A 25379-nucleotide genomic window follows, 5' to 3' on the forward strand; every position below is an offset into this window, starting at 1 on the left:
GCGGCGCCGTCGTAAGTATCCACACCGCAAGAATAGACCCCGGCACAGACATCACCGCTAGAGTCGAATAGATGCGAAGTGAACAGCCTGCTGACTATCTGCCCGAGCTGACAACCGCGCTGGCACCCGACCATCACACTGACGGCTTTGTCCGCGTCCGGGGTGCCCGCGAGAACAACCTGCGTAGCGTGGACGTGGACGTCCCCCGCGACGCAATCGTCGCCTTCACCGGCGTCTCCGGCTCAGGCAAGTCCTCGTTGGCGTTCGGCACCATCTACGCCGAGGCCCAGCGGCGATACTTCGAGTCCGTGGCGCCCTACGCCCGGCGGCTCATCCAGCAGGGGCACAACCCCAAGGTGGAAATGATCACCGGGCTGCCGCCCGCCGTCGCCCTCCAGCAGCGCCGTGGCTCACCGAGCTCGCGTTCCACCGTGGGCACGGTGACCACCCTCTCAAACTCGCTCCGCATGCTATATTCCCGAGCCGGCACCTATCCCTCCGGCGCGGCCCCGTTGGACTCCGACGCGTTCTCCCCCAACACCGCCGCGGGCGCCTGCCCCGAATGCCATGGGCTCGGGATTGCGCACACCGTCAGTGAGGCATCGCTGGTCCCCGACACCTCGCTGAGCATCCGCGACGGTGCCATCGCGGCGTGGCCGGGTGCGTGGCAGGGCAAGAACCTGCGGGACATCCTGAGCCATCTCGGCTATGACGTGGACACCCCGTGGCGGAAGCTTCCCAAGAAGCAGCGCGACTGGATCCTCTTCACCGAGGAACAGCCCGTGGTGGAGGTGACGCCCCAGCGCGACCGCGTGGCCAAGCCCTACAAGGGCCGGTTCTGGAGCGCCAAAAGCTATGTCCTCCATACCCTGGCCGATTCCAAAAGCAGCACGATGCGCGAGCGCGTACTGAGGTTCATGGAGACCGGGCCCTGCCCGCGCTGCGGCGGCACGGGCCTCACGCCGGAGGCCCTTGCTGTGACGTTCGCGGGCCACACCATCGCCGGCCTCAACGCCGTTCCAATGGCCGAACTGGCGGACATCATCCGTCCCACCGCCGAGCTCACGGACGCCGGAACCGCCTCGCGCAAGCAGGCCTCGGGCGAAAGCAATGAGGTGGCGGTGGCCATCACCCGCGACCTCTTGCACCGGGTCAACGTGCTGCTGGAGCTCGGGCTGGGCTACCTGGCCCTGGGCCGCTCCACGCCCACGCTCTCCCCCGGCGAAATGCAGCGCCTCCGGATCGCCACCCAGCTGCGCTCCGGACTCTTCGGCGTGATCTACGTGCTGGACGAGCCGTCTGCAGGGCTGCACCCGGCCGACGCCGAGCCCCTCCTCGCCGTCCTGGACCAGCTCAAGTCCTCCGGCAACTCTGTGTTCGTGGTGGAGCACAACATGGACATCGTGCGCCATGCGGACTGGATCGTCGACGTCGGTCCCCGCGCCGGTGAAGGCGGCGGCGAGGTGCTCTACAGCGGCCCCGTGGCTGGCCTCGCCGAGGTGGAGGCCTCCCTGACCCGGCCGTTCCTTTTTCCCAGCGGCGCCGACGGTTCTGCTGGTTCCAAGGGGTCCGCCGATTCGAAGGGTTCCGCTGCAAAGCGTTCCAATGCAAAGAAGAACGACGGCGGCGCCCGCGCTGCGGATTCGGACGACGCCGGTTCGGACGACACTGGCGCGCGCGGCGGCGGCGCCCGCGGCGGTCCCACTGCTGACGATGTACGGCGGGAACCCGGGGGCTGGCTGGAGCTGCGCGACATCAGCCGGCACAATCTGCGGGAGCTTGACGCCAACTTCCCCCTGGGCGTCCTCACCGCCGTCACAGGCGTCTCCGGCTCCGGCAAGTCAACGCTGGTCAGCCAGGTGCTTGCAGAGGTCGTGGGCTCCTTGCTGCACCCGGCATCCGACGGCGGCGGCGCCGACTCGGCGGACCCTGCGGACACGGCACAAGGGGCGGACTCAGCGGATCCCTTGGACACGGCTCAATCCGCGGACGCCGGTGGGCTCAGCGCGCCGATGACGGTGGGACCCGTGTCCGGCCTGGAGCAGGTGGACCGGCTGGTGAAGGTGGACCAGAAACCGATCGGCCGCACGCCGCGATCCAACCTCGCCACATACACCGGGCTCTTCGATGCGGTCCGCAAGGAATTCGCCGCCACGGACGCAGCCAAGGCCAGGGGCTTCGGCGCAGGGCGCTTCTCCTTCAACGTGGCTGGCGGCCGGTGCGATACCTGCCAGGGTGAGGGCTTCGTGGCCGTGGAACTGCTGTTCCTGCCCGGAAGCTACGGGCCCTGCCCTGAGTGCGGCGGTTCGCGCTACAACCCGGAAACACTCGACGTTACGTACCGCGGCAAGAACGTAGCCGAGGTCCTGGGCATGACCGTCGGCGCCGCAACCGGATTCCTCGCCGATGTCCCGGCGGCGGCCCGCAGCCTTCAGACCCTCCTCGAGGTGGGCCTGGGGTACCTCCGCCTTGGCCAGCCGGCCACCGAACTGTCCGGCGGCGAGGCCCAGCGCATCAAGCTGGCCACGGAACTCCAGCGGGCCCGACGCGGCCACACGCTTTACCTCCTCGATGAGCCCACCACCGGCCTGCATCCGGCGGACGTCCAACTCCTCATGGCACAGCTCAACCGCCTCGTCGACGCCGGCAACACCGTCATCGTCGTGGAACACGAAATGGATGTGGTGGCGGCCGCGGACTGGGTCATTGACCTCGGACCTGCCGGTGGCGACGCCGGCGGCGAGATCGTAGCCGCCGGGACGGCAGCCGCCGTCGCACTTTCACCGGACAGCCGGACGGCACCCTATCTGGCTGCGGCCCTGGCGTCGTGAGGCGGGCCTGGAATTCCCAAGCGCGGCGTCCACTTCGGCGCCGAGGCGTCTGCCGCCCGCCGCGGTGACACGATCTCGGTGTCCAATTTGATTTGACCGTGAAAATTGATCTCGATTTGATAACGGAGCAGGACTGCTTTAGCGTGGAATACATGCCCGCGCCGCGCGGGACAAGAATGCCCGGTGCTGCCTCCACCAGTTACTGCCCGGCCGGCAGACACCGTAATGACCTCTATTTGTCAGGGGCGGGCGGTAGCGCGACAACGTCCGGGGACGGACCGAGCGCGGGTGGCCTCAGGAGCATCCCGACCATGAAGAAATCAACTTTCAGTACTGCCGCGCGCCGCGGAGTCACTCTGGCCGCCGTTTCCGCTGCAGGCCTGGCCCTGTCCGCCACGGCAGCAAACGCAGCAGCGCCCACGGCCACCAGCGCCTCCACGTGGGACGCCCTCGCCCAGTGTGAAAGTGGCGGCAACTGGGCCACCAACACCGGCAACGGCTTCTCCGGAGGCCTCCAGTTCACCCCTCAGACTTGGGCTGCCTATGGCGGTACGGGATCCCCTGAAAGCGCCTCAGGCGCCCAGCAGATCGCCGTAGCCCAGAAGGTCCAGGCCGGTCAGGGCTGGGGCGCATGGCCCGCCTGTGCCGCGAAGCTCGGCCTGAGCGGCGGAGCTACCGCAGCCGCCCCGCAGATCCAGCCCCAGAGCGTCCCTGTCCAGCCAGCACCTGTCCAGGCAGCACCCGTTCAGACGGCGCCGGTTCAGACCGCTCCCGTGGCCCAAGCACCGGTTGTCACCGAGGCTCCGGCCCAGGCCAGGCACGCGGCCACAGTGCCCGTGAGCGGCGAGACCTACACCGTGCAGAACGGCGACACGCTCAGCAAGATCGCCGACAAGCTCGGCGTCCAGGGCGGATGGCAGCACCTTGCCGACGCCAACGCTGACAGCATCACCGATCCTGACCTGGTGTTCGTCGGCCAGGTTCTGCAGCTGCCTGCCTAACTATTTAGGCTTAGCTGCCGGCAGCCACTCTGGCTGTGACCACGACGCCGGGCGTCCCCTCTTACGGGGGACGCCCGGCGCCGTTTGTTTAATGCCGAAGGCTCGCTGATCACGCGCTTCGCAACGCCGGCACCTGACACGCCGGCGACCACCTTAATACAGCGCTTAAAGCAGTACGACGCCGGGCGGCCCCCTCTTGCGGGGACGCCCGGCGTCGTCGTCTGCTGTGGAGTTTGGCCTTACGCCGCGGTGGGAAGCTCGCGGACGATGCGGACCTTCCAAGCGGCGTCGTCACTGGTATCCAGGAGTGCGACGGTGCCGGAGGTGATGTGCAGGGCAACGCGCTTCGCGTGCAGCAGTTCGAGGTAGAGGTGCTCGTTCATGCGCGAGGGGGTGTCGATGACGAACTTCACGGCGTCGCGCACCTTGCGGTAGTTGGCGCTGCGTTCGCGGTGCCGGTGCAGTTCAAGTTCGTGGCGCTGCTTCACGCGCGGCTCGTGGCGGTTCAGCCAGTTCACGGCGAAGTGCACTCCGATCACCAGGGACAGCGACACGGCGTAAATCCACCAACCGGTGGACATCAGGAACAGCGGCAGATTGGCGATGGCCACGATGGCGATCACAACACGGAGGGCAACCAGGCGGCGCACGGTCAATGCGACCGAGGCAAGAGCCGTGCGGAAGCGGTGCTGCTCCTTGCGGGCGGCCGCAGGATCCAGCGTAAACTCGTCGAGAACAAGGATGCCGTTCGCGTCGGGGCCGAGCATCCGGCCGTACTTGGGAACGAACAGCTGAGGCTCCTGTGACGCGTGTGATTTAGGCTCTGAAGACGCGGCTGACAGAGGAGCTGGCGAGGTAAGAGTCATGTGAGGGCTTCCGGACGCTGGGGGAGGTTTCGGCTATCTTAGTGGTTGAGGCGCAGCGCTGTATGCATCGGTCCACTATGTGAACACTGCGGGCCCTGCATGGCAGCCGGCCCGCAGGACTGCATGTGGCCCCGGACACCGCAATTGGCACATCGGGCGCGGGGCGTCAGACTGAAGAGATGCAAACCTTTCTCCCGTACTCCGATTTCCAGCAAAGTGCCGCCGCGCTGGACCCTGCCAGGCTCGGCAAGCAGCGCGTGGAGGCGCTGCAGACACTCCGTGCGCTGGTGATCCCGGAGTACGGCTGGCAGTCCCACCCCGCGATCCGGATGTGGATGGGCTATGTTCCGGCGCTCACCATGTACGGGCTGGCCATGGTGGACGAATGGACCAAACGCGGATTCGATGACACCACCAGGGCTAACATCCGCGAGTTCGCCCCGCAGGCCGGCCACCCGGACTACGCCGCCAAAATTCCCATGCCGCCGTGGCTCGGGGATCCCGAGCTTCACCTGAGCCACCGCTCCAACCTCGTCCGCAAGGACCCGCGTTTCTACTCCGAGGTGTTCCCGGACACCGAGGCGGACCTCGAGTACGTCTGGCCCGAGCCGCACCATGAATTCCTGCCCCAGGATCCCGAGGGCGATGTCCTATGGATTCTGCGCGAACACGTGGGCAACATCGACCCCGAGCAGCTCGACAAGGTCGCCCTGCCCGCCGTGGGCCGTGCGGCCCAGACCGCCGGCAAGGCTTCCGGCGGGGACTCCGACGACGACTACCAGTTCGTATACGCCGACTCGGGATCGCGCCGGCCGGCCAAGGTCGCACGCAAGCTCCCGCGCAAGCTCGTCAAGAAGCCGTCGCGGAAGCGGCAGCGCCAGGAAGCGGCCTTCTCAACCCTGCCGGGCAAGTCGCCCCTGGCTATCCCGCTAGAAAACGGCAACAAGTTCGCCCTCGGGATAGTACTGGGACGGCCCATCACGCTCGACGACGGCCGCTTCGGCCGAAACTTCAAAGTCACCGATGTTGTGGACCGCTCAGCGTTCGACTACCCGGCCCTGCTGCAGGATCCCCGAGTCTTCTTCCCGGTCCCGGCCCCCTAAGCCGGATGACCATACTCCTCGCCGGCTGCGGCGACCTTGGCACCGAGGCGGGGCTGCGGTTCGCCGCGGCAGGACATCGAGTCGTGGGATGGCGGCGTTCGCCGGAGAAACTCCCGGCCGCAATCGAAGGCGCCGCGACTGACCTGAGCACCGCTGAACTGCCGCCGGTCCCGGCGGACACGGCCGCCGTCGTCGTCGCTATTGCTGCCAATTCCCCTACCGAGGCGGCCTACCGGGCCGCCTATGTCGACGGGTTGTCGCATGTGCTGGACGTACTTGAGCGCGACGGCGTGACGCCACGCCGCATCCTCTTCGTCTCCTCCACCGCGGTGTACGGCGACGCCGGCGGAGGCTGGGTGGATGAGAGCACGACGCCGGCACCCGGCGGATTCTCCGGCCGCATCCTCTGCGAGGCGGAGGAACTGCTGGCGAACCGTTTGCGCGGGACGCTGACGGCACCCGTGATACTCCGTCTGGGCGGCATCTACGGGCCTGGCCGCACGCGTCTCATTGACCAGGTCCGAGACGGGACAGCAGTCCTCCCCGACGACCCGAGGTACACCAACCGCATTCACCGCGACGACGCCGCTGCCGCGATCGTGCATTTGTGCACGATGGCGGAGGAACCGGCACCCGTGTATGTAGGAGTCGACGACGATCCCGCCGAACTGGGCGACGTCCTCCGCTTCCTGGCCTCGGAGCTGGGACTGGACGCCCCGCCGTCGGGCAATGCTGGCGACGCACGCGGCGGCAACAAACGCTGCAGCAACGCGTTGCTCCGCGGCACAGGATATTCGTTCAAATACCCCACATTCCGCGAAGGGTATCGGGACATTCTGGCGGGCGTTGGGGTACGGCATCCTTAGGCGTTCGCTGCCTCTGGACCTGCTTCAGGCAGGTTCAGGCAGTCTGATTCAACCCGCCTGATTCAGCCAGAGCGGAACAAAACTTAGACCGGAAGTATGGGGGCGTGATGGATTTTCAGCACATCATTGAATCAATCGGCAGGTTCATGGACTTCGCGGGCGTGGCGGTGATGGTGATCGGCGCCTTGGTCTCGATCCCCATGGCGCTGCGCGGCTACCAGCCGAGGCGTTTGCCTGCGGATGCCGCGCGAATGTCAGTTTACCGGTCGTACCGCCAACTGCTGGGGCGCTCCATTCTGCTGGGGCTGGAGCTGCTCGTGGCGGCCGACATCATCCGCACCGTGGCCGTCACGCCGACGTTTGAAAGCGTGGGCGTGCTGGCAATCATCGTGCTGATCCGTACTTTCCTGAGCTTCTCGCTGGAGCTGGAGATCACCGGCCGGTGGCCCTGGCAGAAGGAGCCGGCCGCGGGCGGGTCAGGCGGATCACGGCAGCGGGAATCCGCGGTTTCCGAGACGTAGCCCGGCCCGCGACGGGCATGCTTTCCGCCTGACTTCCCCGGCGCGGCTTAATTGTCTGACCCCTCTGGGAGAGTTTCCCTATGGAAGCCATTGGGGAATGCGCAGCGGGTCACGCCGCGGGGCGGGCGGTCACGCCGGGCCTTGGCGCGGTTGCCCTGCTGCGGGGCCGCCGGCTGCGCAGCGTTCCTGCTTCTGCCTTCCGCACGGATTGCGTGGCGTCCGACGGCGGTGCTGCCGCCGGCTTTGGTGCCGCCGGTTTTGGCGCGGCAAGCGACCGCCTGCAACTGTGCCTGGCGGTTCTGGAAGCCGCTGTCGAGTCCGCGCCGGACGAGCTGGCCCTGGCCGGTTTCGCGGAGGCCGCGGATTTCGCCGGGCTCGCCGAGGAGATCGCCCGCCGGGCCGAATACCTGCAGGTACTCAGTGCGGGGGCCGTGGACCGGACCCGCACCGAAGCGATCAACCCCGCCGGACCCGCAAGCAAAGCCGCCGGCTGGACCACCGGCTGGGGCCACGACGAGGCTGACGACGGCGAAGCCGCTGGTGCCGGCGGCGCGGCCGCGGCCGCTTCTCCAGACTCTGTTGCCGTTCCCACTTCACCTTCCGGCTCCGCCGCCACAAACTCCGCTGGCTCTGTCCCGGCGGTGTCGCCGGCCGATGACGGGTGCCGGAACACCGCGGAGTTCCTGCGGGTCCGGCTGCGGATCGGGGCGGGGAAGCCCGCCGCCGGCTCGCCCTGGCCTCCGCCGTCCTCCCCCGCACCGGCATCACCGGCCAGCCCCTGCCCCCGGCCTGCGAAGAAACCGCCGCCGCCCTCGCCACCGGCACCATCGCCTCCCGCGCCGGCACCATCATCACCACCGCCCTGGACCGCGTCCGCCACATCGCCGCACCCGAGGACCTCGCCCGGATGGAACACGTCCTGACCCGCACCGCGACCACCAACGACCAGGACTTCCTCACCCGCATCACCCAGCGCTGGACCGACGCCATCGACCAGGACGGCACCGAACCCAGCGAAGAAGACCTCCGCCACCGCCAAGGCACCTTCCTCCGCCGCCCCCGCCGCGGACTCCACCACCTCGAAATCTTCGCCACCGCCGACCAATACGAACACCTCCTCACCGTCATGAACACCGCCACCAACCCCGCACCCCACCCACCACCGGCCCCGGAACCGGCACAGACAGCACAAGCGGCGCGGCAGGAAACAGCGACGCGAGCACGAACACTTCGACGGCGGCAGCCCACGCCGGGCCGGGATTCGGCGCCGCAGCCGAGGCCGCCGCCGACACCGCCCACCTGGAACGCCGCACCCGGCCCCAACAACTCCTCGACGGCCTCATCGGCGCCTGCAAAACCGCCCTCGCCACCGCAACCCTGCCCGCCACCGGCGGCCTCCGGCCCCAGGTCATGGTCACCATCAGCTACCAGGACCTCCTCAACCGCCTCGAGACCACCGCCACCAACGGACCCCGCTACAACACCCCCGCGGGCGGGCCACCCGGCACCGCGACCGGGACCGGAACGTTCACCTACACCGGGCCCGTCACCCCCGCCACCATCCGCAAAATCGCCTGCGACGCCGACATCATCCCCATCCTCCTCGGCAGCGAAGGCCGCATCCTCGACATCGGCCGCACCACCCGCATCTTCCCGCCCCACATCCGCAAAGCCATCACCGCCCGCGACCAAGGCTGCACCTTCCCCAACTGCACCATCCCCGCCCCTGGTGCGAAGCCCACCACACCACCTACTGGTCACACGGCGGACCCACCAACACCGACAACGGCACACTCCTCTGCACCCACCACCACCACCTCATCCACAAGGAACAATGGACCATCCACATGCAAACCGGCATCCCCTGGTTCATCCCCCCCCCCCACCCCACATCGACCCCAAACAAACACCCCGCCGCAACCACCAACACCACAACTAAACCCACCGGGGAACGCAAGCTGGGAAACCCTCTGCCCAGGCAATCGGACACGGGGAAGCCGAGATGTGAGGGCGCGACGCGAAGAAGCCACCCGCACGCCGGGAAGTGCCTAAATGATCGCGCTGGGGAGTGCCTGAATAATGCTGGAACTCCCAGACCAAGTCGCGGGAGCCGTGGGGCCCGCGAAGGCCGGTTCGGGTGACAGAGTCCGCGCACTAATCAACGCAGCGCCCGGTCCCGTTCAGGGCGTCCGGGCGCTGCAGTAGCTTCTCAATTCGCGGGGGCAGTTCACCGCGTCAACTCATCGTCTGAATTCAGTGCGACGCCCTAGGCGTCCTGCCAGCCGCTGCCTTCCGCGAATGTGGCCACAACGTTTCCGACGCCGGCCTGCAGGGAGTTGGAGGGATCCTCATACAAAGTCGCCTCCGTGGCGCGGCTGTGCAGGATCAGCTGTTCGGCTTCAAGCTTCGCCTCAGAAACCGTGGCCCCAATAATGCCCGTGCGGGCCGGCAGTTCGGGCGTGTGGACTATTTCAGCGTCCATTTCCGACAGCGGGATGGTAGTCCCGGTCTGGATTTCATCGTGCGGAAACTCGAATTCGGCGTTGTCGGGCGCAGTGGGGACCGTGTATTCCAAGAAATAAGTCATGCTGCCACCCTTGCAGAACGGCCCCCATGGCCGAAACCCCGCCGCGCCTGCGAGGCAGATGAATCGCTCGAGCCAGCGTCCACCTGCACGCGTTTATCTCCCGGCCGCTATCTCCCTGCCGCGTATCCCTGAGCCCCGCGCGGATTGGCGGCGGCCTGGAGCACGCCCGTTGCCGGATCACGGCCGACGGCAGAGAGCCGGCCCAGCGCCCAGTCACCCGCCCGCGTGATTCTGTGCCCCCTGCGCTCGAGGCCCGCTATCACGTCGTCGCCCAGCCGGTCCTCGACGACGGCGCCACCCGGCTCCCACGTGCGGGGCCAGAACGAGCCGGGCATCGACGTCGTATGGAACGCTGGGGCGTCGATCGCCTGCTGCGGCGAATATCCGCCAACGATCGTCCGGAGCAGATACAGGAGCTGCCATTGATCCTGCTGGTCTCCGCCCGGTGAGCCAAGGGCAGTCACGGCAACGCCGTCGCGCAGCACCAGTGTTGGCGTCAGCGTGGTCCGGGGCCGCTTGCCCGGCGTGAGAGTGGACGGCGTCCCCTCTTCGAGCCATGTCATCTGCAGCCTGGTCCCGAGGCAAAAGCCCAGCTCCGGTATGGCAGGCGAGGACTGGAGCCAGCCGCCGGACGGAGTGGCCGAGACCATGTTGCCCCAGCGGTCCACGACGTCGATGTGGCACGTATCGCCGCGAGTCTCCCCCGTCGCCTCCACGGTGGGTTCGCCGAGCGTCGGCTCGCCAACGCCGGCGAAACCAACGCCGGCACCGCCGGTAAGGCTGTCTCTTATACACATCTACGCCGTCGGCGCGGGGACCGCCGTCGTCACCCGCGAGCGCCCGCGGCACGTACTCGGTGCGCAGCGCGGGCATGAACGGCTCCCGGCCGGGCACGCTGCCAGGGCGGAAGTCGTGGGAGGCGTTGTCCGTGATCAGCTCGCGGCGCGAAGCGGCGTATTCGTACGACAGCAGGTAGTCCAGCGGAACGTCCGTGTCGCCGTAGTAGGCCTCGCGGTCAGCGAGCGCCAGCTTCTGCGCCTCAAGGATGGTGTGCGCGCCGAGTTCCGTGGAAGGGTCGAGGCGGTCGTCGTCGAAACCGTTCAGTATGGCCAGCGTCTGCAACAGGGCCGGCCCCTGCCCCCACGGCCCCGTCTTGGCGATGGTGTGGCCGCGGAATTCCAGCGTGGCCGCGTCTTCATAGGACGCGCGGAATCCGGCCAGGTCCGCCATGGCCAGGACGCCGCGGTGGTCCGTCCCCGACGAGTGGCGGTGCGGTGCCTGCACCGCCTTGGCCACGGCGCGCGCAACGAATCCCTCACTCCACTCCCGCCGAGCTGCGTCAATGCGCGCTTCACGCGTGTGCGACGCAGTCGTGACAGCCTCGCCGAGGCCGGCCCCCGCCTGCACCAGCTTCTGCAGGGTTCGGGCGTGGGCCGGATTCCGGATCAATTCGCCCTCCTCCGGAATCCGTCCGCCGGGCATCCACAACTCAGCGGACGTGGGCCAGTGCTCCCGGAACAGCCCGGCCACCGCGGCAATGGTGCTCCCTACCCGCGCCAGCACCGGGTGCCCGTCCCGCGCATACCTGATCGCGAAGTCCAACACTTCCGCCAGTTCCCACGACCCGTGGTCCCGCAACAGCAAAAGCCAGGCGTCGACGGCGCCGGGTACTGCAGCGGCAAGCGCACCGGAGCCGGGAACCAAGTCCAGTCCTTCGTCCAGGAAGTGCTGAACAGTGGCGCCGGCAGGCGCCGGGCCCTGCCCCATCAGGATGACGGGTTTTCCCGGTTCCGCCGCTGTGCTGAACACTCCGGTCATGTCACCGCCCGGCCCGTTGAGGTGCGGCTCCACGACGTGCAGGACGAACGCGGCCGCGGTGGCGGCGTCGAAAGCATTGCCGCCCCGCTCCAGCACGGCCTGGGCGGTAGCCGTGGCAAGCCAGTGCGTGGAGGCAGCCATGCCGAACGTTCCCCGCAGGGTGGGACGGGTGGTGAATTGGTCCGGCCGCGTGAAACTCATGGGGCTACTGTAGCCACGCCCTCCCGCACAGCCCGGGACCCCGCGCAGGGGAGAGTCTGACGGGAAACTCGGTAACAATTCAGCCGTTGACCGTTATGGCAAGGCTTTCGAGTCCAAATTCACCCCATAAGCTCGATTTCGCGTCGGCTACCGGTCAGGATGAACTAATGAAACGCGGAGCTCCTGTCGATGACATCAATGAAGATGACCTGCTGGTCGGAAAACCCAAGAAATCAGCCGCCGGGCTAAAGGCGGTCGAAGTCGCCCTCGAACGCGGGATCGCCCAGGCGGGCGTGACGCGGACTATGCAGTCCCTGCTGCGCCTGAACCAACGCGACGGCACGGACTGTCCGGGCTGTGCCTGGCCGGAGTCGCAAGGAACCCGGAAGCCGGCGGAGTTCTGCGAGAACGGCGCCAAGGCCGTCGCGGAGGAAAACACACTCCGCACCGTGACCCCGGAGTTCTGGGCGGAGCATTCCATCGCGGAACTGGCCACCAAAACGGAGTACTGGCTCGGAAACCAAGGGCGCATCACCCATCCGATGGTGATCCGCCCCGGTGACACCCACTACTCCCCCATCGCGTGGCAGGAAGCCTTCGACCTGATCGGCGAGCATGTTCGCGCCACCACCCCGGAGCGCACGGTCTTCTACACCTCCGGCCGGACCGCCAACGAAACAGCGTTCATGTACCAGCTGTTCGCCCGTTCCATCGGCACCAACAACCTGCCGGACTGCTCCAACATGTGCCACGAATCCTCGGGCAGCGCCCTGAACCCGACCATCGGGATCGGCAAGGGGACCGTGTCCCTGGAAGACATCCACAACGCCGAACTGATTTTCGTTGTCGGGCAGAACCCCGGAACCAACCACCCGAGGATGCTTTCCGCGCTTGCTGACTGCAAGAGCAACGGCGGCAAGATCGTGGCCGTGAACCCGCTGCCGGAAGCCGGCCTCTTCAATTTCAAGGACCCGCAGTCGATCTCCGGCGTCATTGGCAACGGTTCGTCCCTGGCCGACGAGTTCCTGCCCATCAAGGTGGGCGGCGACCTTGCCCTGTTCCAGGCGCTCGGGCACCTCCTGCTTGAAGAGGAGGAGCGTGTCCCTGGCTCCGTCGTCGACCACGAGTTCGTCACGGCCAACACCGAGGGCTTCGACGCCTACCGCGCAGCCCGCAAGGATTTGGACTGGGCGGAAATCGAAATTGCCACCGGGCTGTCCCGGCTGCAGATTTCCACGATTGCCCAGATGCTGGTCAAGTCCAAGGCCACCATCATCTGCTGGGCCCTGGGCCTCACCCAGCAGCCGCACTCGGTGGACACGATCAAGGAGATCATCAACCTCCTGCTGCTGCAGGGGAACTTCGGCAAGCCCGGCGCGGGCGCCTGCCCCGTCCGCGGCCACTCCAACGTCCAGGGCGACCGCACCATGGGCATCTGGGAGAAGCCCAAGGAATGGCTCCTCGCCGCCCTCGACCAGGAATTCGGGATCGTTTCGCCGCGCGAGCACGGCCTGGATTCCGTGGAGACTGTTGAGGCTTTCGAGAACGACGACGTCGACGTCTTCGTTTCGATGGGCGGCAACTTCGCGCTGGCGTGCTCGGACACCGAAGTCCTGGAAGCCTCGATGAAGCGCGTCGGGCTGACGGTCCACATTTCCACGAAGCCCAACCGTTCGCACGTGATGCACGGCCAGACCTCGCTCATCCTGCCGACGCTCGGCCGGACCGACACCGACGACAAGCATCCCGGCGGCCGCCAGATCCTCTCGGTCGAGGATTCGATGTCCTGCGTGCACTCCACCCAAGGCCGGCTGACCCCCGTGTCCGAGCACCTGCTGGCCGAACCCGTGATTGTGGCCCGCATGGCCGCAGCCACGCTGGGCCCGGACCATGCCGTGGACTGGAAGGCGATGGCGGATGACTACGACGTGATCCGCGACCACATCTCCCGCGTACTCCCGGGCTTCGAGGACTTCAACAAGCGGCTCAGGACGAAGAACGGCTTCATCCTGCCGAACCCGCCGCGGGACACCCGCAGCTTCGCCACCGACATCGGCCAGGCGCGGTTTACCGTCAGCCCGCTGGAATACCTGAAGGCCCCCGAAGGGCACCTGATCCTCCAGACCGTCCGCAGCCACGACCAGTACAACACCACGTTCTACGGCCAGGACGACCGCTACCGCGGCATTTCCAACGGCCGCCGGGTCGTCCTCATCAACAAGGACGACGCCGCCGAGCTCGGCTTCCAGGACCGCGATCTTGTTGACGTCGTCAGCACCTTCCAGGGCCAGGAGCGCCGGGCGGACAAGTTCCGGCTGGTGTTCTACCCCACTCCCCGCGGGTGCGCAGCGGCCTATTTCCCGGAGGCGAACGCCCTGGTCCACCGCGAGCTCGTGGCCCGCGAGTCGAACACCCCCGGCTACAAGGCCATGACGGTGCGGTTCCTTCCGCATGAGGAGCAGGTCCGGCAACTGAGCTGACCTCAACACACAGACCTCAACACACAACTGAAGCGGCCGGCGGTAAATACCGCCGGCCGCTTCAGTTGTTTGGCCTGCTTGTGTGGCCGCTACTTCGCGAGGCCGGCCTTCCGCAGCGCTTCCGCCATGGCCGTGTTCGCCTGGCTCGGTGCCTGTTGAGGAGACGCCTTCCGCGGGGCTGCCGTCTCTTGACGGCTGCCTCCGGCTTGGCGGTTGCTTCCCGCCTGACGGTCCCCGGAACGTGCCCGGTCCCCGCCCGCCTGACGGCCCCCGCTCTTCTGACGTTCTCCTGAAGGTGCGCTTCCTCCGGAGGGCGCCGGTTCGTCGTCGAGCCTCAGCGTGAGGGAGATGCGCTTACGCTCGGGGTCCGCCTCGAGCACCTTCACCTTCACCACCTGGCCGGATTTCACCACCTCGCGCGGATCCGACACGAAGCGGTTGGCGAGTGCCGACACGTGGACCAACCCGTCCTGGTGCACGCCGACGTCGACAAACGCCCCGAACGCGGCAACGTTGGTGACGGTTCCCTCGAGCACCATGCCGGGCCTGAGGTCGGAGATCTTCTCGATGCCCTCGGAGAAGGTGGCCGCCTTGAACGCCGGCCGCGGATCCCGTCCCGGCTTCTCCAGCTCGGCGATGATGTCGCGGACCGTGGGCAAGCCGAACGTGCCGTCCACGAAGTCCTCCGGATTCAGGGAACTGGCCGCGGCCGCCCCCGCCGGCAGAAGCCCAGCATGGACCGGCCCACCTGCGTTGCCGGATGCAGCCCCTGACCGAGCACCCGCCGCGGCTAGGATCTTCCGCGCCACCGAGTACGCCTCCGGGTGCACACTGGAGGCATCGAGCGGCTCGGCTCCCCCGGTGATCCGCAGGAACCCGGCGCACTGCTCAAAGGCCTTGGCGCCCAGCCGCGGCACCTTCTTCAGCTCGCTGCGCTTGGCGAAGGGCCCGTGCTCGTTCCGGTAGGCCACAATGTTTTCGCTCAGCAGCGGTCCGACGCCGGCCACTCGGCTCAGCAGCGCGGGCGATGCCGTATTCACGTCCACCCCCACCGCGTTCACGCAGTCCTCCACTACGGCGTCCAGGCTGCGGTCCAGCTTGGCTGCGGTCACGTCATGCTGGTACTGCCCGACGCCGATCGACTTCGGATCGATCTTCACGAGTTCCGCCAGCGGGTCCTGCAGCCGCCGCGCAATGGAGACGGCGCCCCGCAGGGACACGTCCATGCCCGGCAGTTCGGCCGCGGCCAGCGCTGACGCCGAGTACACGGACGCGCCGGCCTCGGACACCACGAGCTTCTGCGGCTTCACAGCCCCGCTGGCAGCCGCCCCAGTCCCGGCAGCCGCCTCTGTTCCTGCGGCCGCCTCCGCGGACAGCCTCTTGAGCAGTTCGGCCGCGAGCTTGTCCGTCTCGCGCGACGCCGTCCCGTTGCCGATCGCCACGAGCTCGACGGCGTGCCTCCGCGCCAGCCGTACGAGCGCGGCCAGCGCCTCGTCCCACTTGCGCGCCGGGGCGTGCGGATAGACGGTGTCCGTGGCCACCACCTTGCCCGTCCCGTCCACCACAGCCACCTTCACGCCGGTGCGCAGCCCGGGATCCAGGCCCAGGGTGGCGCGGTTTCCGGCGGGGGCGGCCAGCAGCACATCCCGCAGGTTGGCGGCGAAGACACGGACGGCCTCGTCCTCCGCGGCGGCGAACATCCGCCCGCGCAGGTCAGCCGTCAGCCGCGCCAGCACCCGGGAGCGCCACGCCACCTGTGCAGTCTGCAGCAGCCAAGCGTCGGCAGGCCGGCCGCGGTCGGCCACCCCGAGGAACCTGGCCACCGCTGATTCGTAACGGGCGCGCGCGGCGGCGAGGGCGTCGTCGTCGGCCGGGTCCGCCTCGGCAAGGTCGAGCTCCAGGACGCCGTCCTTCTCGCCGCGCAGCAGCGCCAGCACCCGGTGCGACGGCATGCCCGACGGTGCCTGCGAGAAGTCAAAGTAGTCGGCGAACTTCTGGCCGTCGGACTCCTTGCCCTTCTTCACGCGCGACGCCATCCGCCCCTGCGTCCACAGCCTCTCCCGCAGCGTCTCGGCGAGGTCGGGATCCTGCGCCACGCGCTCCACGATGATGGCCCGCGCGCCGGCGAGCGCGGAAGCCGGGTCCTCGATAGCGTGCTCGGAGTTCAGGTACTTCGCGGCCTCCTGCTCCGGATCCAGCTCGGGCCGTTTGAGCAGCGCATCCGCGAGCGGCTCCAGCCCGGCCTCGCGGGCGATCTGCGCCTTGGTGCGGCGCTTGGATTTGAAGGGCAGGTAAATGTCCTCCAGCCTGGATTTTGTGTCGGCGCCGACGACGGCGGCCTGCAGTTCCGGCGTCAGCTTCCCCTGCGCGGCGATCGCTTCAAGGACGGCACGACGGCGGTCCTCCAGTTCGCGGAGGTACCGCAGGCGCTCGTCGAGCTCGCGGAGCTGGGTATCGTCCAGCGTCCCGGTGGCTTCCTTGCGGTACCGGGCGATGAAGGGAACGGTGGATCCGCCGTCGAGCAGGTCCACGGCGGCCTTCACCTGCCAGGTCTTCACGCCGAGCTCGTCGGCGATCTGGGCCGCGATGGAGGCGGCGCCTTGGTCGGCAGCACGCTCAGCGGTGGGCGTGGGTACTGTTGCTGGCGCGGGCACGGAACGGGGCTGCGGGATTTGGGTCACCCGTACATTTTGCCTCACTTGGCCCCGCACGGCGGGAAAACAGCCCATCCGGGAGGGACCCCGGCCGGAAGACGGGGGCACACGGCGGGCACGTCCAGCAGGCCGGCCCGGGCCAACCAACGCACTCTACCCACGGCAGGGCTTAAGTGGTGTAGTGACTGTAGGCAGCGAAAGTCCTCGGCATAGGCGGCGCATCATGCAGGAATTGCTGATCATTCTTCAGGACGGCTTCAACGGGGACGAAGTCGCCATCACGGTCAACGGCAAGGAGGCCCGGTACGACCGCGATGTCACTACCCGGGCGCTCCTGGGAATGGCCGAGGAAGTGTCCGTGGAACTGCCCGCAAAAGGCGCCACGGTGGGCGTGGAAGTCACCAGCCGCAACCTCAGCGCCGAAAAGAAGCTCCACGGCAGGCCCCGCAGCCTCCTCGTGTCCATCGAGGACGGCGAGCTGGTGCTCAGCGAAGGGACCGGGCGCGAGGCGTTCCTCTGAAGCGCCTTGCCGCTGAAGACCCTACTGTCCTTGGGTCTCCGCCAACGACAGCGCCTCGTCCAGCACCTTGCCGAAGTTCGCGGCGTCGTGCGCGAACCGGCCCAGGAAGAGGCCCGACACACCCTTGAGGTCGGGCAGCAGCCCGGGCTTCGCGGAGCCGCCGTAGATGACCGGCAGCTCCCGCAGACTGCGGCCGCCGTGCGAACCGCCCTCATTGGACCGGTGGGCGTCCAACATGTCCCGCAAGGAACGGACGACGGCGGACACGTATGCCGCGCTGGCCGGCTCGGCAGCGCCGATGGCCCAGACGGGCTCATAGGCGATGACCAGCCGTGACGCGAGGTCCCAGTCGCCCCGGATCGCGGCCTCGATCTGTCCGTACACAAAAGCGGCTGCTGCCCCGGCGCCGTCGGCTGGATCGGCGTCCGCCGCCGGAGTGGTTTCCTCCCCGACGCACAGCAGCGGGGTGACGCCGGCGCCGTCGGCCGCCTTGACCTTGAGCGCAACCATGGCGTCGTCCTCGCCGAAGTGGCGGCGGCGTTCGGCGTGGCCGATTTCGACCAGCCGGACGCCCAGCTCAGCGAGGAGCGACGGCGACACTTCCCCGGTCCACGGGCCGTCGGCCCAGCCGCAGTTCTGTGCACCAAGGACCAGCGGCGAGCCGGCAATGATCTCGCCAGCGGCTGGCAGCACGGGGAAGGACGGGATGACAAACGGGACCACCCGCCCGGCCGCGAGGGCCGGACGGGCGTCCACTTCATTGCGCAGCTCGCCCAGCCAGCGCAGGCTGTCCCGGTAGCCGAGGTACATCTTGGTGCTGACTCCGACGTACACGGTGCCGGTGCTGACCGGGTTGAGCTGCGTCAATGTGTTTCCTGCCGTTTCGTTCCGGGACTGGCATTCCTCGACTTGCGAAGGCGCCTGATCAATACGAGGTTCGATCGGGCACCAGCCAGCCTCTTTCAGTGCCTACTTTTCCAGGAGTTCGTCTGCCTTGTTCTGGAACTTCCTGGTACCAAACATCATGGCTGCTGCGAGGAACGGCAGCACACCGAGCGCGTAGACACCCATGGTGCCGGTGTCCGATGCGGTGACCTGGTTGACGGTGGTCCGCAGGATCGGGGCTACGAAGCCGCCCAGGTTACCGAGCGAGTTGATGAGTCCGATGCCGGCCGCGGCAGCGGTTCCGGTGAGGAACGCCGTCGGGTAGGACCAGGCAATGGGACCGATCGAGAGGAAGCTGCAGACCGCCAGCGAAATGAAGACGATGCCCAGTGCCGGAACGTGGTTGGCGCCGGCCCAGGCCGAGCCGAAGATGCAGAGGCCCGTGGAGATGAACAGCCCGGTACCCCAGACACGGCGGCGGACCACCGTGTTGGCCGCCTTGCCGATGAAGTAGCAGGCGAAGATGCCGAAGAACCACGGGATGGCTGCCATGAGCCCGACGGCGAGGCCAACTTTCTGGCCGGTCAGCTGGGCCACCTGCTGCGGGAGGTAGAACGTCACGCCGTAAACCGCGATCTGGAGGCAGAAGTAGATCACCGTGAAGTACCAGACCTTGCCGTTCTTCATGGCCGCGAGCACGCCACGGGGACCGGATTCTTCCTTGACGGTGTCCTCGAGGGCCATGACGTCAAGGAGGGCCTTCTTCTCGTCCTTGGCCAGGAACTTGGCGTCCTGCGGGCTGTTGATGAGGAAGAAGAAGGCGGCGACGCCGGCGAGCACCGCGAGTATGCCCTCGACGAAGAACATGACCTGCCAGCCCTGGACGCCGGGGACCTGGTCGCCGATGTTGATGAGCCAGCCGGACAGCGGTGCGCCCATCATCTGGGAGAACGGCTGGGCCAGGTAGAAGATGGCGAACATCTTGACGCGGACCTTGTTCGGGAACCAGGCCGCCAGGAACATGATGACGCCCGGGAACAGCCCGGCTTCGGTCACACCCAGCAGGAACCGCAGGATGATGAAGGAGGTCTCGCCCTGGACGAAGGCGAAGCAGGCCGAAACGATGCCCCAGGTGATGGCGATACGGGCCAGCCACACCTTGGCGCCGAACTTGGTCAGCAGCAGGTTGGACGGGATCTCGAACAGGGCGTAGCCGATGAAGAAGATGCCCGCGCCAAGGGCGTACGCACCGGCCGTGATGCCTTTGTCCACGCCGAGGGCGGCCTCGGCGAAGCCCACGTTGGTGCGGTCCAGGAAGGCCACGACGTAAAGGATGACGAGCATCGGCATGAGCCGGAAGGACGCCTTGGAGATCGCCGATTTGAGAACCGGCGAGTCCAGCAATTCCTTGGTAGTGCTCGGCGTTGTGACAGTCATTCAAACTCCTCGTTGAGCAGGTAAGTGAGCAAATCAGAAAGGCAAATCGATGAGACCGATTCGACGGGAACCAGTCAGGTAATTCGGTGGGCGCCTAAGTCAGCGGAGCACTCAGAACGAGAACGCGATGAGCAGTACGCCTACCAGGCTTGCGAGGACGCCGACGGCCAGGTAAATCTTGCGTTCCCTGGTCCACGAGCTGAATCCGGCGGTAAGTGCCTGGGCGCTTGCCGGCCGTGTGCTCGCCGGGCCGGCGCGGTGGTTGTTCTGGGCCATGGTGGTCCTTCCTAGTGCATGTAGAGGCCGCCATCCACATTCAGCGTCTGGCCGGAGATGTATCCGGCGTCCTCGCTGATGAGGAAGGCGATGGCTGCTGCGATGTCGCGGGTGGATCCGACGCGGTTGACCACGAGGTCCTTGGTGAGCTCGTCCTTGCGTTCCTGGCTCAGCGTTCCTCCCATGATGTCGGTGTCGATGGGGCCCGGCGAGATGGCGTTGACGGTGATGTCGTACTCGCCCAGTTCGCGGGCGGTGGCGCGGGTCAGGCCGATGACGCCGGCCTTCGCCACGGAGTACGGGGTCTTGGAGAAGGTTCCGCCGCCGCGCTGGGCGGAGACGGAGGAGATGTTCACGATGCGTCCGATCCGGTTCTTGACCATGGACTCTGCGACGCGGCGCGTGGCGTAGTGGACGCCGTTGAGGTTGATGTTCAGCACGCGGTCCCACTCGGCGGCGTCGAGCTCCAGGTACGGAACTGGCGAGCTGACGCCTGCCACGTTGGCGAGCGCGACGATCTGCGGAAGTTCGGCCTCGATCGAGTCGATCGCGGCACGCACCGACGCCTCATCGGCCACATTGGCGCCGGCGCCGTGCGCCTTCACACCGTATTGTTCCGCAATTTCCTTGGCCGTGGCCCGGCAAAGGGCGTCGTCGAGGTCGATGATGCCGATGTTCCAGCCCTGCTCGGCGAGGTAGTTGGCCGTGGCCCGGCCGATCCCGCGCTCGGAGACGGCTCCGGTAACGATTGCGGTGCGTTCTGACGGAAAAATGCTCATGAATAGGCTCCTGGGGTGTGGCGAAGGGCAGGCAGCAACAGTCACTGCCCGGCAAGGACCGGGCAGTGACTGACGCTTTCTTGCGGTCCGGACCAGAAGGCCCGGACCAGTGGGTCGTTAGTGGATCAGCGCGTAGTTAATGGGCGCTGTTAGTTGATCGGCGCGGGGCCGAGGTCTTCGATGAGCTTCTGCATCGCAACGTAGGCCTTGTTGCGGTAGGCGATCAGCTCGGGCGTGCGCTCGGCCGGGACGTTCAGGAAGCCTGCGCCGGTCTTGGTGCCCAGCTTGCCCGCCTCAACGAGGTCCGTGAGGATCTTGGGCGTGGCGAAGCGCTCGGGGAAGTCGGTCTGCAGGGACTTGTAGCAGAAGTTGTAGACGTCCAGGCCGGCCATGTCGGCGATGGCGAACGGGCCGAAGAACGGGAGCCGGAAGCCGAAGGTGGTGCGGACCAGGGTGTCAACGTCTTCCGCCGTCGCAATGCCCTGTTCCACCAGCTGCGCGGCCTCGTGGAACAGCGCGTACTGCAGGCGGTTGAGCACGAATCCGGTGACGTCCTTGACCACGGCGGTCTGCTTGTTGGCGGCGTGGACGAGGTCCCGGACGGCGCCCACGGTCTCGGCCGAAGTGCCTGCGTGAGGGATGATCTCCACACCCGGGATGAACGGCGAGGGGTTGGAAAAGTGCACGCCCAGGAAGCGTTCCGGGTTGCTGACCGGTTCGGACAGGTCCGCGATGGAGATGGTGGAGGTGTTGGAACCGATGATCGCGTCCGGACGGGCGGCCGCGCTGATGCGGGCCAGCGTCTGGTGCTTGATCTCGATGACCTCGGGCACGGCCTCCTCGATGAAGTCGGCGTCCGCGACGGCCTCCTCGATGTCCTTGGCAGCCCAGAGGTTCTGCTTCAGGATCTCGGTGGCTCCTGCTGGGAACAGGCCGTCGGCCACGAACTGGTCGGATTCGGTGAGGAGCCGCTCGTAGTTCTTCTGGGCAACCTCGGCGGACACGTCAGCCAAGGCAACGCGTGCGCCGCCAAGGGCCAGGACCTGCGCGATGCCGCCGCCCATGTATCCCGAGCCGACGACGGCAATCTTGCGCGAGCTGTTGGGTGTTTCTGTCATGGTCAGTCAGCCTTCGTGTAGTCGGGTTCGTAGGAGCAGATGGCCTCCACCTTGGCGGCCGAGGACGAGTTCTCATCGAAGCGGTGCGCGAGCCATTCGCCCACGAGCTTCTTGGCGAGCTCGAGGCCGATCACGCGCTGGCCCATGGTGAGGACCTGGGCGTTGTTGCTCAGGACGGAGCGCTCAACGGAGTAGCTGTCGTGTGCGGTTACGGCACGGATTCCAGGTACCTTGTTGGCCGCGATGGCCACGCCGAGCCCGGTGCCGCAGATCAGCAGCGCCCGGTCGGCTTCGCCCGCGGCTACTTTGCGGGCGGCGTTGACGGCGACGTGCGGGTAGGCAGTGGAATCGTTGGCGCCCACGCCGATGTCCAGCACCGATGCCACGCGGCTGTCTGCCTCGAGCAGGGCCTTCAGGGCTTCCTTGTATTCGACGCCGGCCTCATCGTTGCCGATGACAATGCGCCAGCCTGCGGTGTCAGTCATTTTTTGCTCCATTTCCGGCCGCTGCGGCCAGCTTTGAATTGTCGGCGCCCGAAGTCCCGGCGCCGGATTCGATGTACGTGGCGATCCGCTCGGTGATCAGTCCGAAGGAGACTGCGCCCGGATCGGGGTGGCCGAGGCTCTTTTCAGCCAAGGGGCGGGCCCGACCCTTGAGGGGGCGAAGGTCCGCGGTCTGCCGGGCGGCTTCCGTTGCCGCGGCAGCGGCTTCGGCGAGGGCGCTGCCCAAGGAGGCACCGCCGTCGGACGCTTTCAGGAAGGCGTCCCGGAACGGCAGCAGGGCGTCAACCATGGTCTTGTCCCCCGGTTCTGCCTTGCCCAGTTCGGTGATGGCGTCCGTGAAGGCGGTGACGGCGGCTGCCGCGTCTGCGGCCCGGTACGACTCGCGGTTGCCCAGGGCCAGGCCCGCTGCGATCACGGCCGATCCCCACAGCGCCCCGGAGGTTCCGCCGGCGCGCTCGCTCCACGCTTCTCCGGCCTCGGTGAGGACGTGCTGTACCGAGGCTCCGGCCGCCGCGTTCTGCTCGCCGGCGGCCGTTGCGGCGTCCACACCGCGGCGCATGCCGATACCGTGGTCGCCGTCGCCGGCAATGGCGTCCAGGTTGCCCAGTTCCTCTTCATGTTCGACGACGACGTCCCGCACCTGGGCGAGCACGGCGGCTGCCAGCCGGCCCAGGTCCGCGGACGCCGCAGTGGCCTTCTCGGTCTCTTCCGCAGCGACGGCTTCGGGTCCGGCCATTTCGCGGCGGGCACGCGGCGCGAGGTTGCCTTTGCGGTACGCCGGGGTGTCGGCCGGGGCCGCCCAGAACTGCTCGAGTTCGTCGTCGAGCCACAGGAGGGTGAGCGAGAGTCCGGACATGTCCAGGCTCGTGACCAACTCGCCGCACTCCGGTTCCACCACTGTCAGGCCGGCCTTGCTGAGGAGCTTTTCGACCTTGCCGAAGAGGAGGAACAGTTCGTCGTACTTGACCGTGCCTAGGCCGTTGACGATTGCCACCACCCGGTCACCGGAGTCTGCCGGCTTATCCTCCAGGAGGCGGGAGACCAGTAGCTCGGCCAGTTCGGAGGCGGTGGGCATGGGGTGTTCGGAGATGCCGGGCTCGCCGTGGATGCCCAGGCCCAGCGACATCTGGCCGGCCGGCACCTGGAAGAGCGGCTCGGAGGCGCCGGGCAGGGTGCAGCCGCTGAAGGCCACGCCCAGTGAGCGGGTGCGGTGGTTCGTTTTGATGGCCAGCCGTTCCACCTCATCGAGGCCCAGGCCGGCCTCGGCTGCGGCGCCTGCGATCTTGAAGACGGTGAGGTCGCCGGCGATGCCGCGGCGCTTTTCGATCTGGTCCAGCGGGGCGCTGGCGATGTCGTCGGTGACCAGGACGGTGCGGGTCTCGATGCCCTCGGCGTTGAGCCGCAGCTGGGCCTGGCCGAAGTGCAGGACGTCGCCGGCGTAGTTGCCGTAGCTGAGGAGCACGCCGCCGCCGGCGTTGGCTGCCTTGGCCACGCGGTAGACCTGCCCGGCCGCGGGGGACGCGAACATGTTGCCGCAGGCGGAGGCTGCGGCAAGCCCCGGGCCGACGAGCCCGGCGAAGGCCGGGTAGTGTCCCGAGCCGCCGCCAATTACGAGTGCCACCTGGCCGGAGGTCATTTCGGTGGAGCGGACGACGCCGCCGTCCACGCGGGCGACGTAGCCGCGGTTGGCAGCCACGAAGCCGTCCAGCGCCTCATCCGCGAAATCAGCGGGATTGTCGAAGATCTGAGTCATGGTTCCTCATTGAATCCGAGTTGGGTTGATCAGTTCTGGCGGGCACCGGCCGGAGTCGTACTCCGGCCGGTGCCCCGGGATGACTGCCGTCCGAGCACTGCCGGCGGCCGCCGTCGGAAGTCAGGCTCCGGTGGGAACCTGACTTCCGGGAGACTAGGAGCTGGCGAGTCCGACGGCGGCCGGCTGCTGCCGTCCCTGTGCCACGAGGCTCTTGCCGAGCGCGTAGCCGTCCTTCTTGGGCAGGACGTGGCGGCGCAGGTATTCCTGGTTGCTGGCCGTCACGGAGAGGCCGTCTCCGCCGTAGTGCTCGGTGCAGATGATCCCCTGGTAGCCGGCGGCGATGGCCACCTTGAATGCCTCGCGGTAGTTGATCAGGCCGCTTTCCATGGGGGCGGGCATGGCCACGTAGCTGTCGCGGGCCACGTCCTCGTCACGGATGTAGTTCTTCATGTGCCAGTAGTTGGAGTACGGCATGGTCTTGGCGACCATTTCGCGCCAGTCCTCGATGGGCCGGTGCAGGCGGATCAGGTTTCCGATGTCCGGGTTGAGGCCCACATTGGCGAGTCCGATGTCCTGGACCAGCTGCACGGACGAGTCCGCGGTGCCGAGGTAGGTGTCCTCATACATTTCGAGCGAGAGCAGGACCCCCACCTCTGCGGCGTGACGGCCCAGTTCGCGGAAGCGGGTGACGGCCTTGTTCCAGGCATCCTTGTCCCCGACCGGATCCTTGTAGCCTTCGACGGTCCAGAACCACAGCTGCTTCTGCTGCTCAGGGGTGATCGCCTGGTGCAGTCCGAACGAGACAACTTCGCAGCCGAGCTCGGCGGCGGCCTCGATGGTGCGGTGGCTGTATTCGAGGTTGGCTTCCCAGTTGCCTTCCTCGATCACGCTACGCCGGATGGCCGAGATGACGGGGATGCCGACGCCCACGTTCTGGGCGGTCTGCTTGAATTCCGCGAGGCGCTCCTTGCTGAGGTCGCCGGGGCGGACCCAGCTGTCCGTGAGGTCGGCGTTGCTGAAGCCGGCTTCCTTGACCTCGGTCAGGACCTCGGCCCAGGCGGACGCGTCGGCATCGTTGATGTGGTTGCCCTGCGCGTCGGTGCCGGGAAACTGCAGCAGTGCTGCGGTGATGGGCCAGTTATCAGCTGTGTAAACCACGTTGTTGTTCACTCCTTTGTGG

General features: G+C 67.3%; 19 protein-coding genes and 3 pseudogenes. 10 read left to right on the forward strand and 12 right to left on the reverse strand.

All coding sequences use genetic code 11. From position 1 onward, the window contains the following. The first annotated feature begins 71 nt into the window (after window positions 1-71). Window positions 72-2831 carry an excinuclease ABC subunit UvrA gene (locus B1A87_RS13845; protein ID WP_078029036.1) on the forward strand — a complete coding sequence of 920 codons (2760 nt, stop codon included), beginning with the start codon at window positions 72-74 and terminating at the stop codon, window positions 2829-2831. Between the two features lie 311 nt (window positions 2832-3142). After that, entirely contained in the window at window positions 3143-3832 is a 690-nt protein-coding gene (locus tag B1A87_RS13850) for a transglycosylase family protein (RefSeq protein ID WP_078029035.1), read from the forward strand. Between the two features lie 239 nt (window positions 3833-4071). On the opposite strand, the gene B1A87_RS13855 is transcribed toward B1A87_RS13850, so the two are convergent. Then, window positions 4072-4599 (reverse strand): hypothetical protein, encoded by a 528-nt coding sequence (locus B1A87_RS13855; RefSeq protein WP_139362872.1) that lies wholly within the window; start codon window positions 4597-4599, stop codon window positions 4072-4074. 278 nt (window positions 4600-4877) lie between these two features. Here B1A87_RS13855 and B1A87_RS13860 point away from each other — a divergent pair, with 278 nt between their 5' ends. From B1A87_RS13860 to B1A87_RS25065, 6 genes and pseudogenes are all read left to right on the forward strand, one after another. After that, window positions 4878-5801 (forward strand): MSMEG_6728 family protein, encoded by a 924-nt coding sequence (locus B1A87_RS13860; protein WP_078029033.1) that lies wholly within the window; start codon window positions 4878-4880, stop codon window positions 5799-5801. A gap of 5 nt (window positions 5802-5806) precedes the next feature. Continuing rightward, window positions 5807-6667 carry an SDR family oxidoreductase gene (locus tag B1A87_RS13865; RefSeq protein ID WP_078029032.1) on the forward strand — a complete coding sequence of 287 codons (861 nt, stop codon included), beginning with the start codon at window positions 5807-5809 and terminating at the stop codon, window positions 6665-6667. A gap of 107 nt (window positions 6668-6774) precedes the next feature. Then, window positions 6775-7188, forward strand: a complete 414-nt coding sequence (locus tag B1A87_RS13870; RefSeq protein WP_078029031.1) for a DUF1622 domain-containing protein — start codon at window positions 6775-6777, stop codon at window positions 7186-7188. Window positions 7189-7849: 661 nt separating this feature from the next. Beyond that, window positions 7850-8284, forward strand: a pseudogene (locus tag B1A87_RS25055) (DUF222 domain-containing protein); the annotation flags it as partial. Between the two features lie 203 nt (window positions 8285-8487). Further along, window positions 8488-8817 (forward strand): annotated as a pseudogene (locus B1A87_RS25060) (HNH endonuclease); the annotation flags it as partial. A gap of 80 nt (window positions 8818-8897) precedes the next feature. After that, a complete protein-coding gene (locus B1A87_RS25065) occupies window positions 8898-9329 on the forward strand; it encodes an HNH endonuclease signature motif containing protein (RefSeq protein ID WP_395940274.1) in 432 nt (143 codons plus the stop codon). 125 nt (window positions 9330-9454) lie between these two features. Here B1A87_RS25065 and B1A87_RS13880 read toward each other — a convergent pair whose 3' ends face one another. Together B1A87_RS13880 and B1A87_RS13885 are read right to left on the reverse strand one after the other, a co-directional pair. Then, window positions 9455-9775: a hypothetical protein gene (locus tag B1A87_RS13880; protein ID WP_078028596.1), complete on the reverse strand. Its 321-nt coding sequence runs from the start codon at window positions 9773-9775 to the stop codon at window positions 9455-9457. Between the two features lie 107 nt (window positions 9776-9882). Then, a pseudogene (locus B1A87_RS13885) lies at window positions 9883-11794 on the reverse strand (gamma-glutamyltransferase family protein). Window positions 11795-11961: 167 nt separating this feature from the next. On the opposite strand from B1A87_RS13885, the gene B1A87_RS13890 reads away from it, so the two are divergent. Continuing rightward, the gene (locus B1A87_RS13890; protein WP_078028594.1) at window positions 11962-14274 is read left to right on the forward strand and encodes an FdhF/YdeP family oxidoreductase; all 2313 of its coding nucleotides are present in this window, start codon (window positions 11962-11964) and stop codon (window positions 14272-14274) included. Window positions 14275-14363: 89 nt separating this feature from the next. Here B1A87_RS13890 and B1A87_RS13895 read toward each other — a convergent pair whose 3' ends face one another. Continuing rightward, on the reverse strand, window positions 14364-16955 hold the full coding sequence (locus B1A87_RS13895; protein WP_260680849.1) for a Tex family protein: 2592 nt from the start codon (window positions 16953-16955) through the stop codon (window positions 14364-14366). 196 nt (window positions 16956-17151) lie between these two features. Here B1A87_RS13895 and B1A87_RS13900 point away from each other — a divergent pair, with 196 nt between their 5' ends. Continuing rightward, entirely contained in the window at window positions 17152-17448 is a 297-nt protein-coding gene (locus tag B1A87_RS13900) for a hypothetical protein (RefSeq protein WP_056633683.1), read from the forward strand. A 21-nt stretch (window positions 17449-17469) separates the two neighbouring features. Here the strand turns inward: B1A87_RS13900 and B1A87_RS13905 are convergent, their stop codons facing one another. The 8 genes from B1A87_RS13905 to B1A87_RS13935 form a co-directional block, all read right to left on the reverse strand. After that, window positions 17470-18315, reverse strand: a complete 846-nt coding sequence (locus B1A87_RS13905) for a triose-phosphate isomerase family protein (RefSeq protein WP_221937583.1) — start codon at window positions 18313-18315, stop codon at window positions 17470-17472. 102 nt (window positions 18316-18417) lie between these two features. Then, window positions 18418-19770 (reverse strand): MFS transporter, encoded by a 1353-nt coding sequence (locus B1A87_RS13910; RefSeq protein WP_078028592.1) that lies wholly within the window; start codon window positions 19768-19770, stop codon window positions 18418-18420. A 111-nt stretch (window positions 19771-19881) separates the two neighbouring features. Then, entirely contained in the window at window positions 19882-20046 is a 165-nt protein-coding gene (locus B1A87_RS23090; RefSeq protein WP_185982423.1) for a hypothetical protein, read from the reverse strand. Window positions 20047-20057: 11 nt separating this feature from the next. Then, entirely contained in the window at window positions 20058-20825 is a 768-nt protein-coding gene (locus tag B1A87_RS13915) for an SDR family NAD(P)-dependent oxidoreductase (protein ID WP_078028591.1), read from the reverse strand. Window positions 20826-20974: 149 nt separating this feature from the next. Then, on the reverse strand, window positions 20975-21943 hold the full coding sequence (locus B1A87_RS13920; RefSeq protein WP_185982336.1) for a 3-hydroxyacyl-CoA dehydrogenase family protein: 969 nt from the start codon (window positions 21941-21943) through the stop codon (window positions 20975-20977). 2 nt (window positions 21944-21945) lie between these two features. Continuing rightward, entirely contained in the window at window positions 21946-22428 is a 483-nt protein-coding gene (locus B1A87_RS13925) for a ribose-5-phosphate isomerase (RefSeq protein ID WP_078028589.1), read from the reverse strand. Next, window positions 22421-24199: a dihydroxyacetone kinase subunit DhaL gene (dhaL, locus tag B1A87_RS13930; RefSeq protein WP_078028588.1), complete on the reverse strand. Its 1779-nt coding sequence runs from the start codon at window positions 24197-24199 to the stop codon at window positions 22421-22423. The genes B1A87_RS13925 and dhaL overlap by 8 nt, the downstream gene beginning before the upstream one ends. 153 nt (window positions 24200-24352) lie before the next feature. Further along, the gene (locus B1A87_RS13935; RefSeq protein WP_078028613.1) at window positions 24353-25357 is read right to left on the reverse strand and encodes a sugar phosphate isomerase/epimerase; all 1005 of its coding nucleotides are present in this window, start codon (window positions 25355-25357) and stop codon (window positions 24353-24355) included. Window positions 25358-25379: the final 22 nt, after the last annotated feature.

The sequence above is a fragment of the Arthrobacter sp. KBS0703 genome (assembly GCF_002008315.2).
Classification (GTDB): domain Bacteria; phylum Actinomycetota; class Actinomycetes; order Actinomycetales; family Micrococcaceae; genus Arthrobacter.

What these genes read in the sequence shown, in the direction of transcription:
- B1A87_RS13860 (WP_078029033.1), top strand. Translation starts at nt 4,878, where the DNA reads ATGCAAACCTTTCTCCCGTACTCCGATTTCCAGCAAAGTGCCGCCGCG.
- B1A87_RS13870 (WP_078029031.1), top strand. Translation starts at nt 6,775, where the DNA reads ATGGATTTTCAGCACATCATTGAATCAATCGGCAGGTTCATGGACTTC.
- B1A87_RS13880 (WP_078028596.1), bottom strand. Translation starts at nt 9,775, where the DNA reads ATGACTTATTTCTTGGAATACACGGTCCCCACTGCGCCCGACAACGCC.
- B1A87_RS13890 (WP_078028594.1), top strand. Translation starts at nt 11,962, where the DNA reads ATGAAACGCGGAGCTCCTGTCGATGACATCAATGAAGATGACCTGCTG.
- B1A87_RS23090 (WP_185982423.1), bottom strand. Translation starts at nt 20,046, where the DNA reads ATGGCCCAGAACAACCACCGCGCCGGCCCGGCGAGCACACGGCCGGCA.
- B1A87_RS13865 (WP_078029032.1), top strand. Translation starts at nt 5,807, where the DNA reads ATGACCATACTCCTCGCCGGCTGCGGCGACCTTGGCACCGAGGCGGGG.
- dhaL (WP_078028588.1), bottom strand. Translation starts at nt 24,199, where the DNA reads ATGACTCAGATCTTCGACAATCCCGCTGATTTCGCGGATGAGGCGCTG.
- B1A87_RS13910 (WP_078028592.1), bottom strand. Translation starts at nt 19,770, where the DNA reads ATGACTGTCACAACGCCGAGCACTACCAAGGAATTGCTGGACTCGCCG.
- B1A87_RS13920 (WP_185982336.1), bottom strand. Translation starts at nt 21,943, where the DNA reads ATGACAGAAACACCCAACAGCTCGCGCAAGATTGCCGTCGTCGGCTCG.
- B1A87_RS13845 (WP_078029036.1), top strand. Translation starts at nt 72, where the DNA reads ATGCGAAGTGAACAGCCTGCTGACTATCTGCCCGAGCTGACAACCGCG.
- B1A87_RS13855 (WP_139362872.1), bottom strand. Translation starts at nt 4,599, where the DNA reads ATGCTCGGCCCCGACGCGAACGGCATCCTTGTTCTCGACGAGTTTACG.
- B1A87_RS13915 (WP_078028591.1), bottom strand. Translation starts at nt 20,825, where the DNA reads ATGAGCATTTTTCCGTCAGAACGCACCGCAATCGTTACCGGAGCCGTC.
- B1A87_RS13900 (WP_056633683.1), top strand. Translation starts at nt 17,152, where the DNA reads ATGCAGGAATTGCTGATCATTCTTCAGGACGGCTTCAACGGGGACGAA.
- B1A87_RS13925 (WP_078028589.1), bottom strand. Translation starts at nt 22,428, where the DNA reads ATGACTGACACCGCAGGCTGGCGCATTGTCATCGGCAACGATGAGGCC.
- B1A87_RS13850 (WP_078029035.1), top strand. Translation starts at nt 3,143, where the DNA reads ATGAAGAAATCAACTTTCAGTACTGCCGCGCGCCGCGGAGTCACTCTG.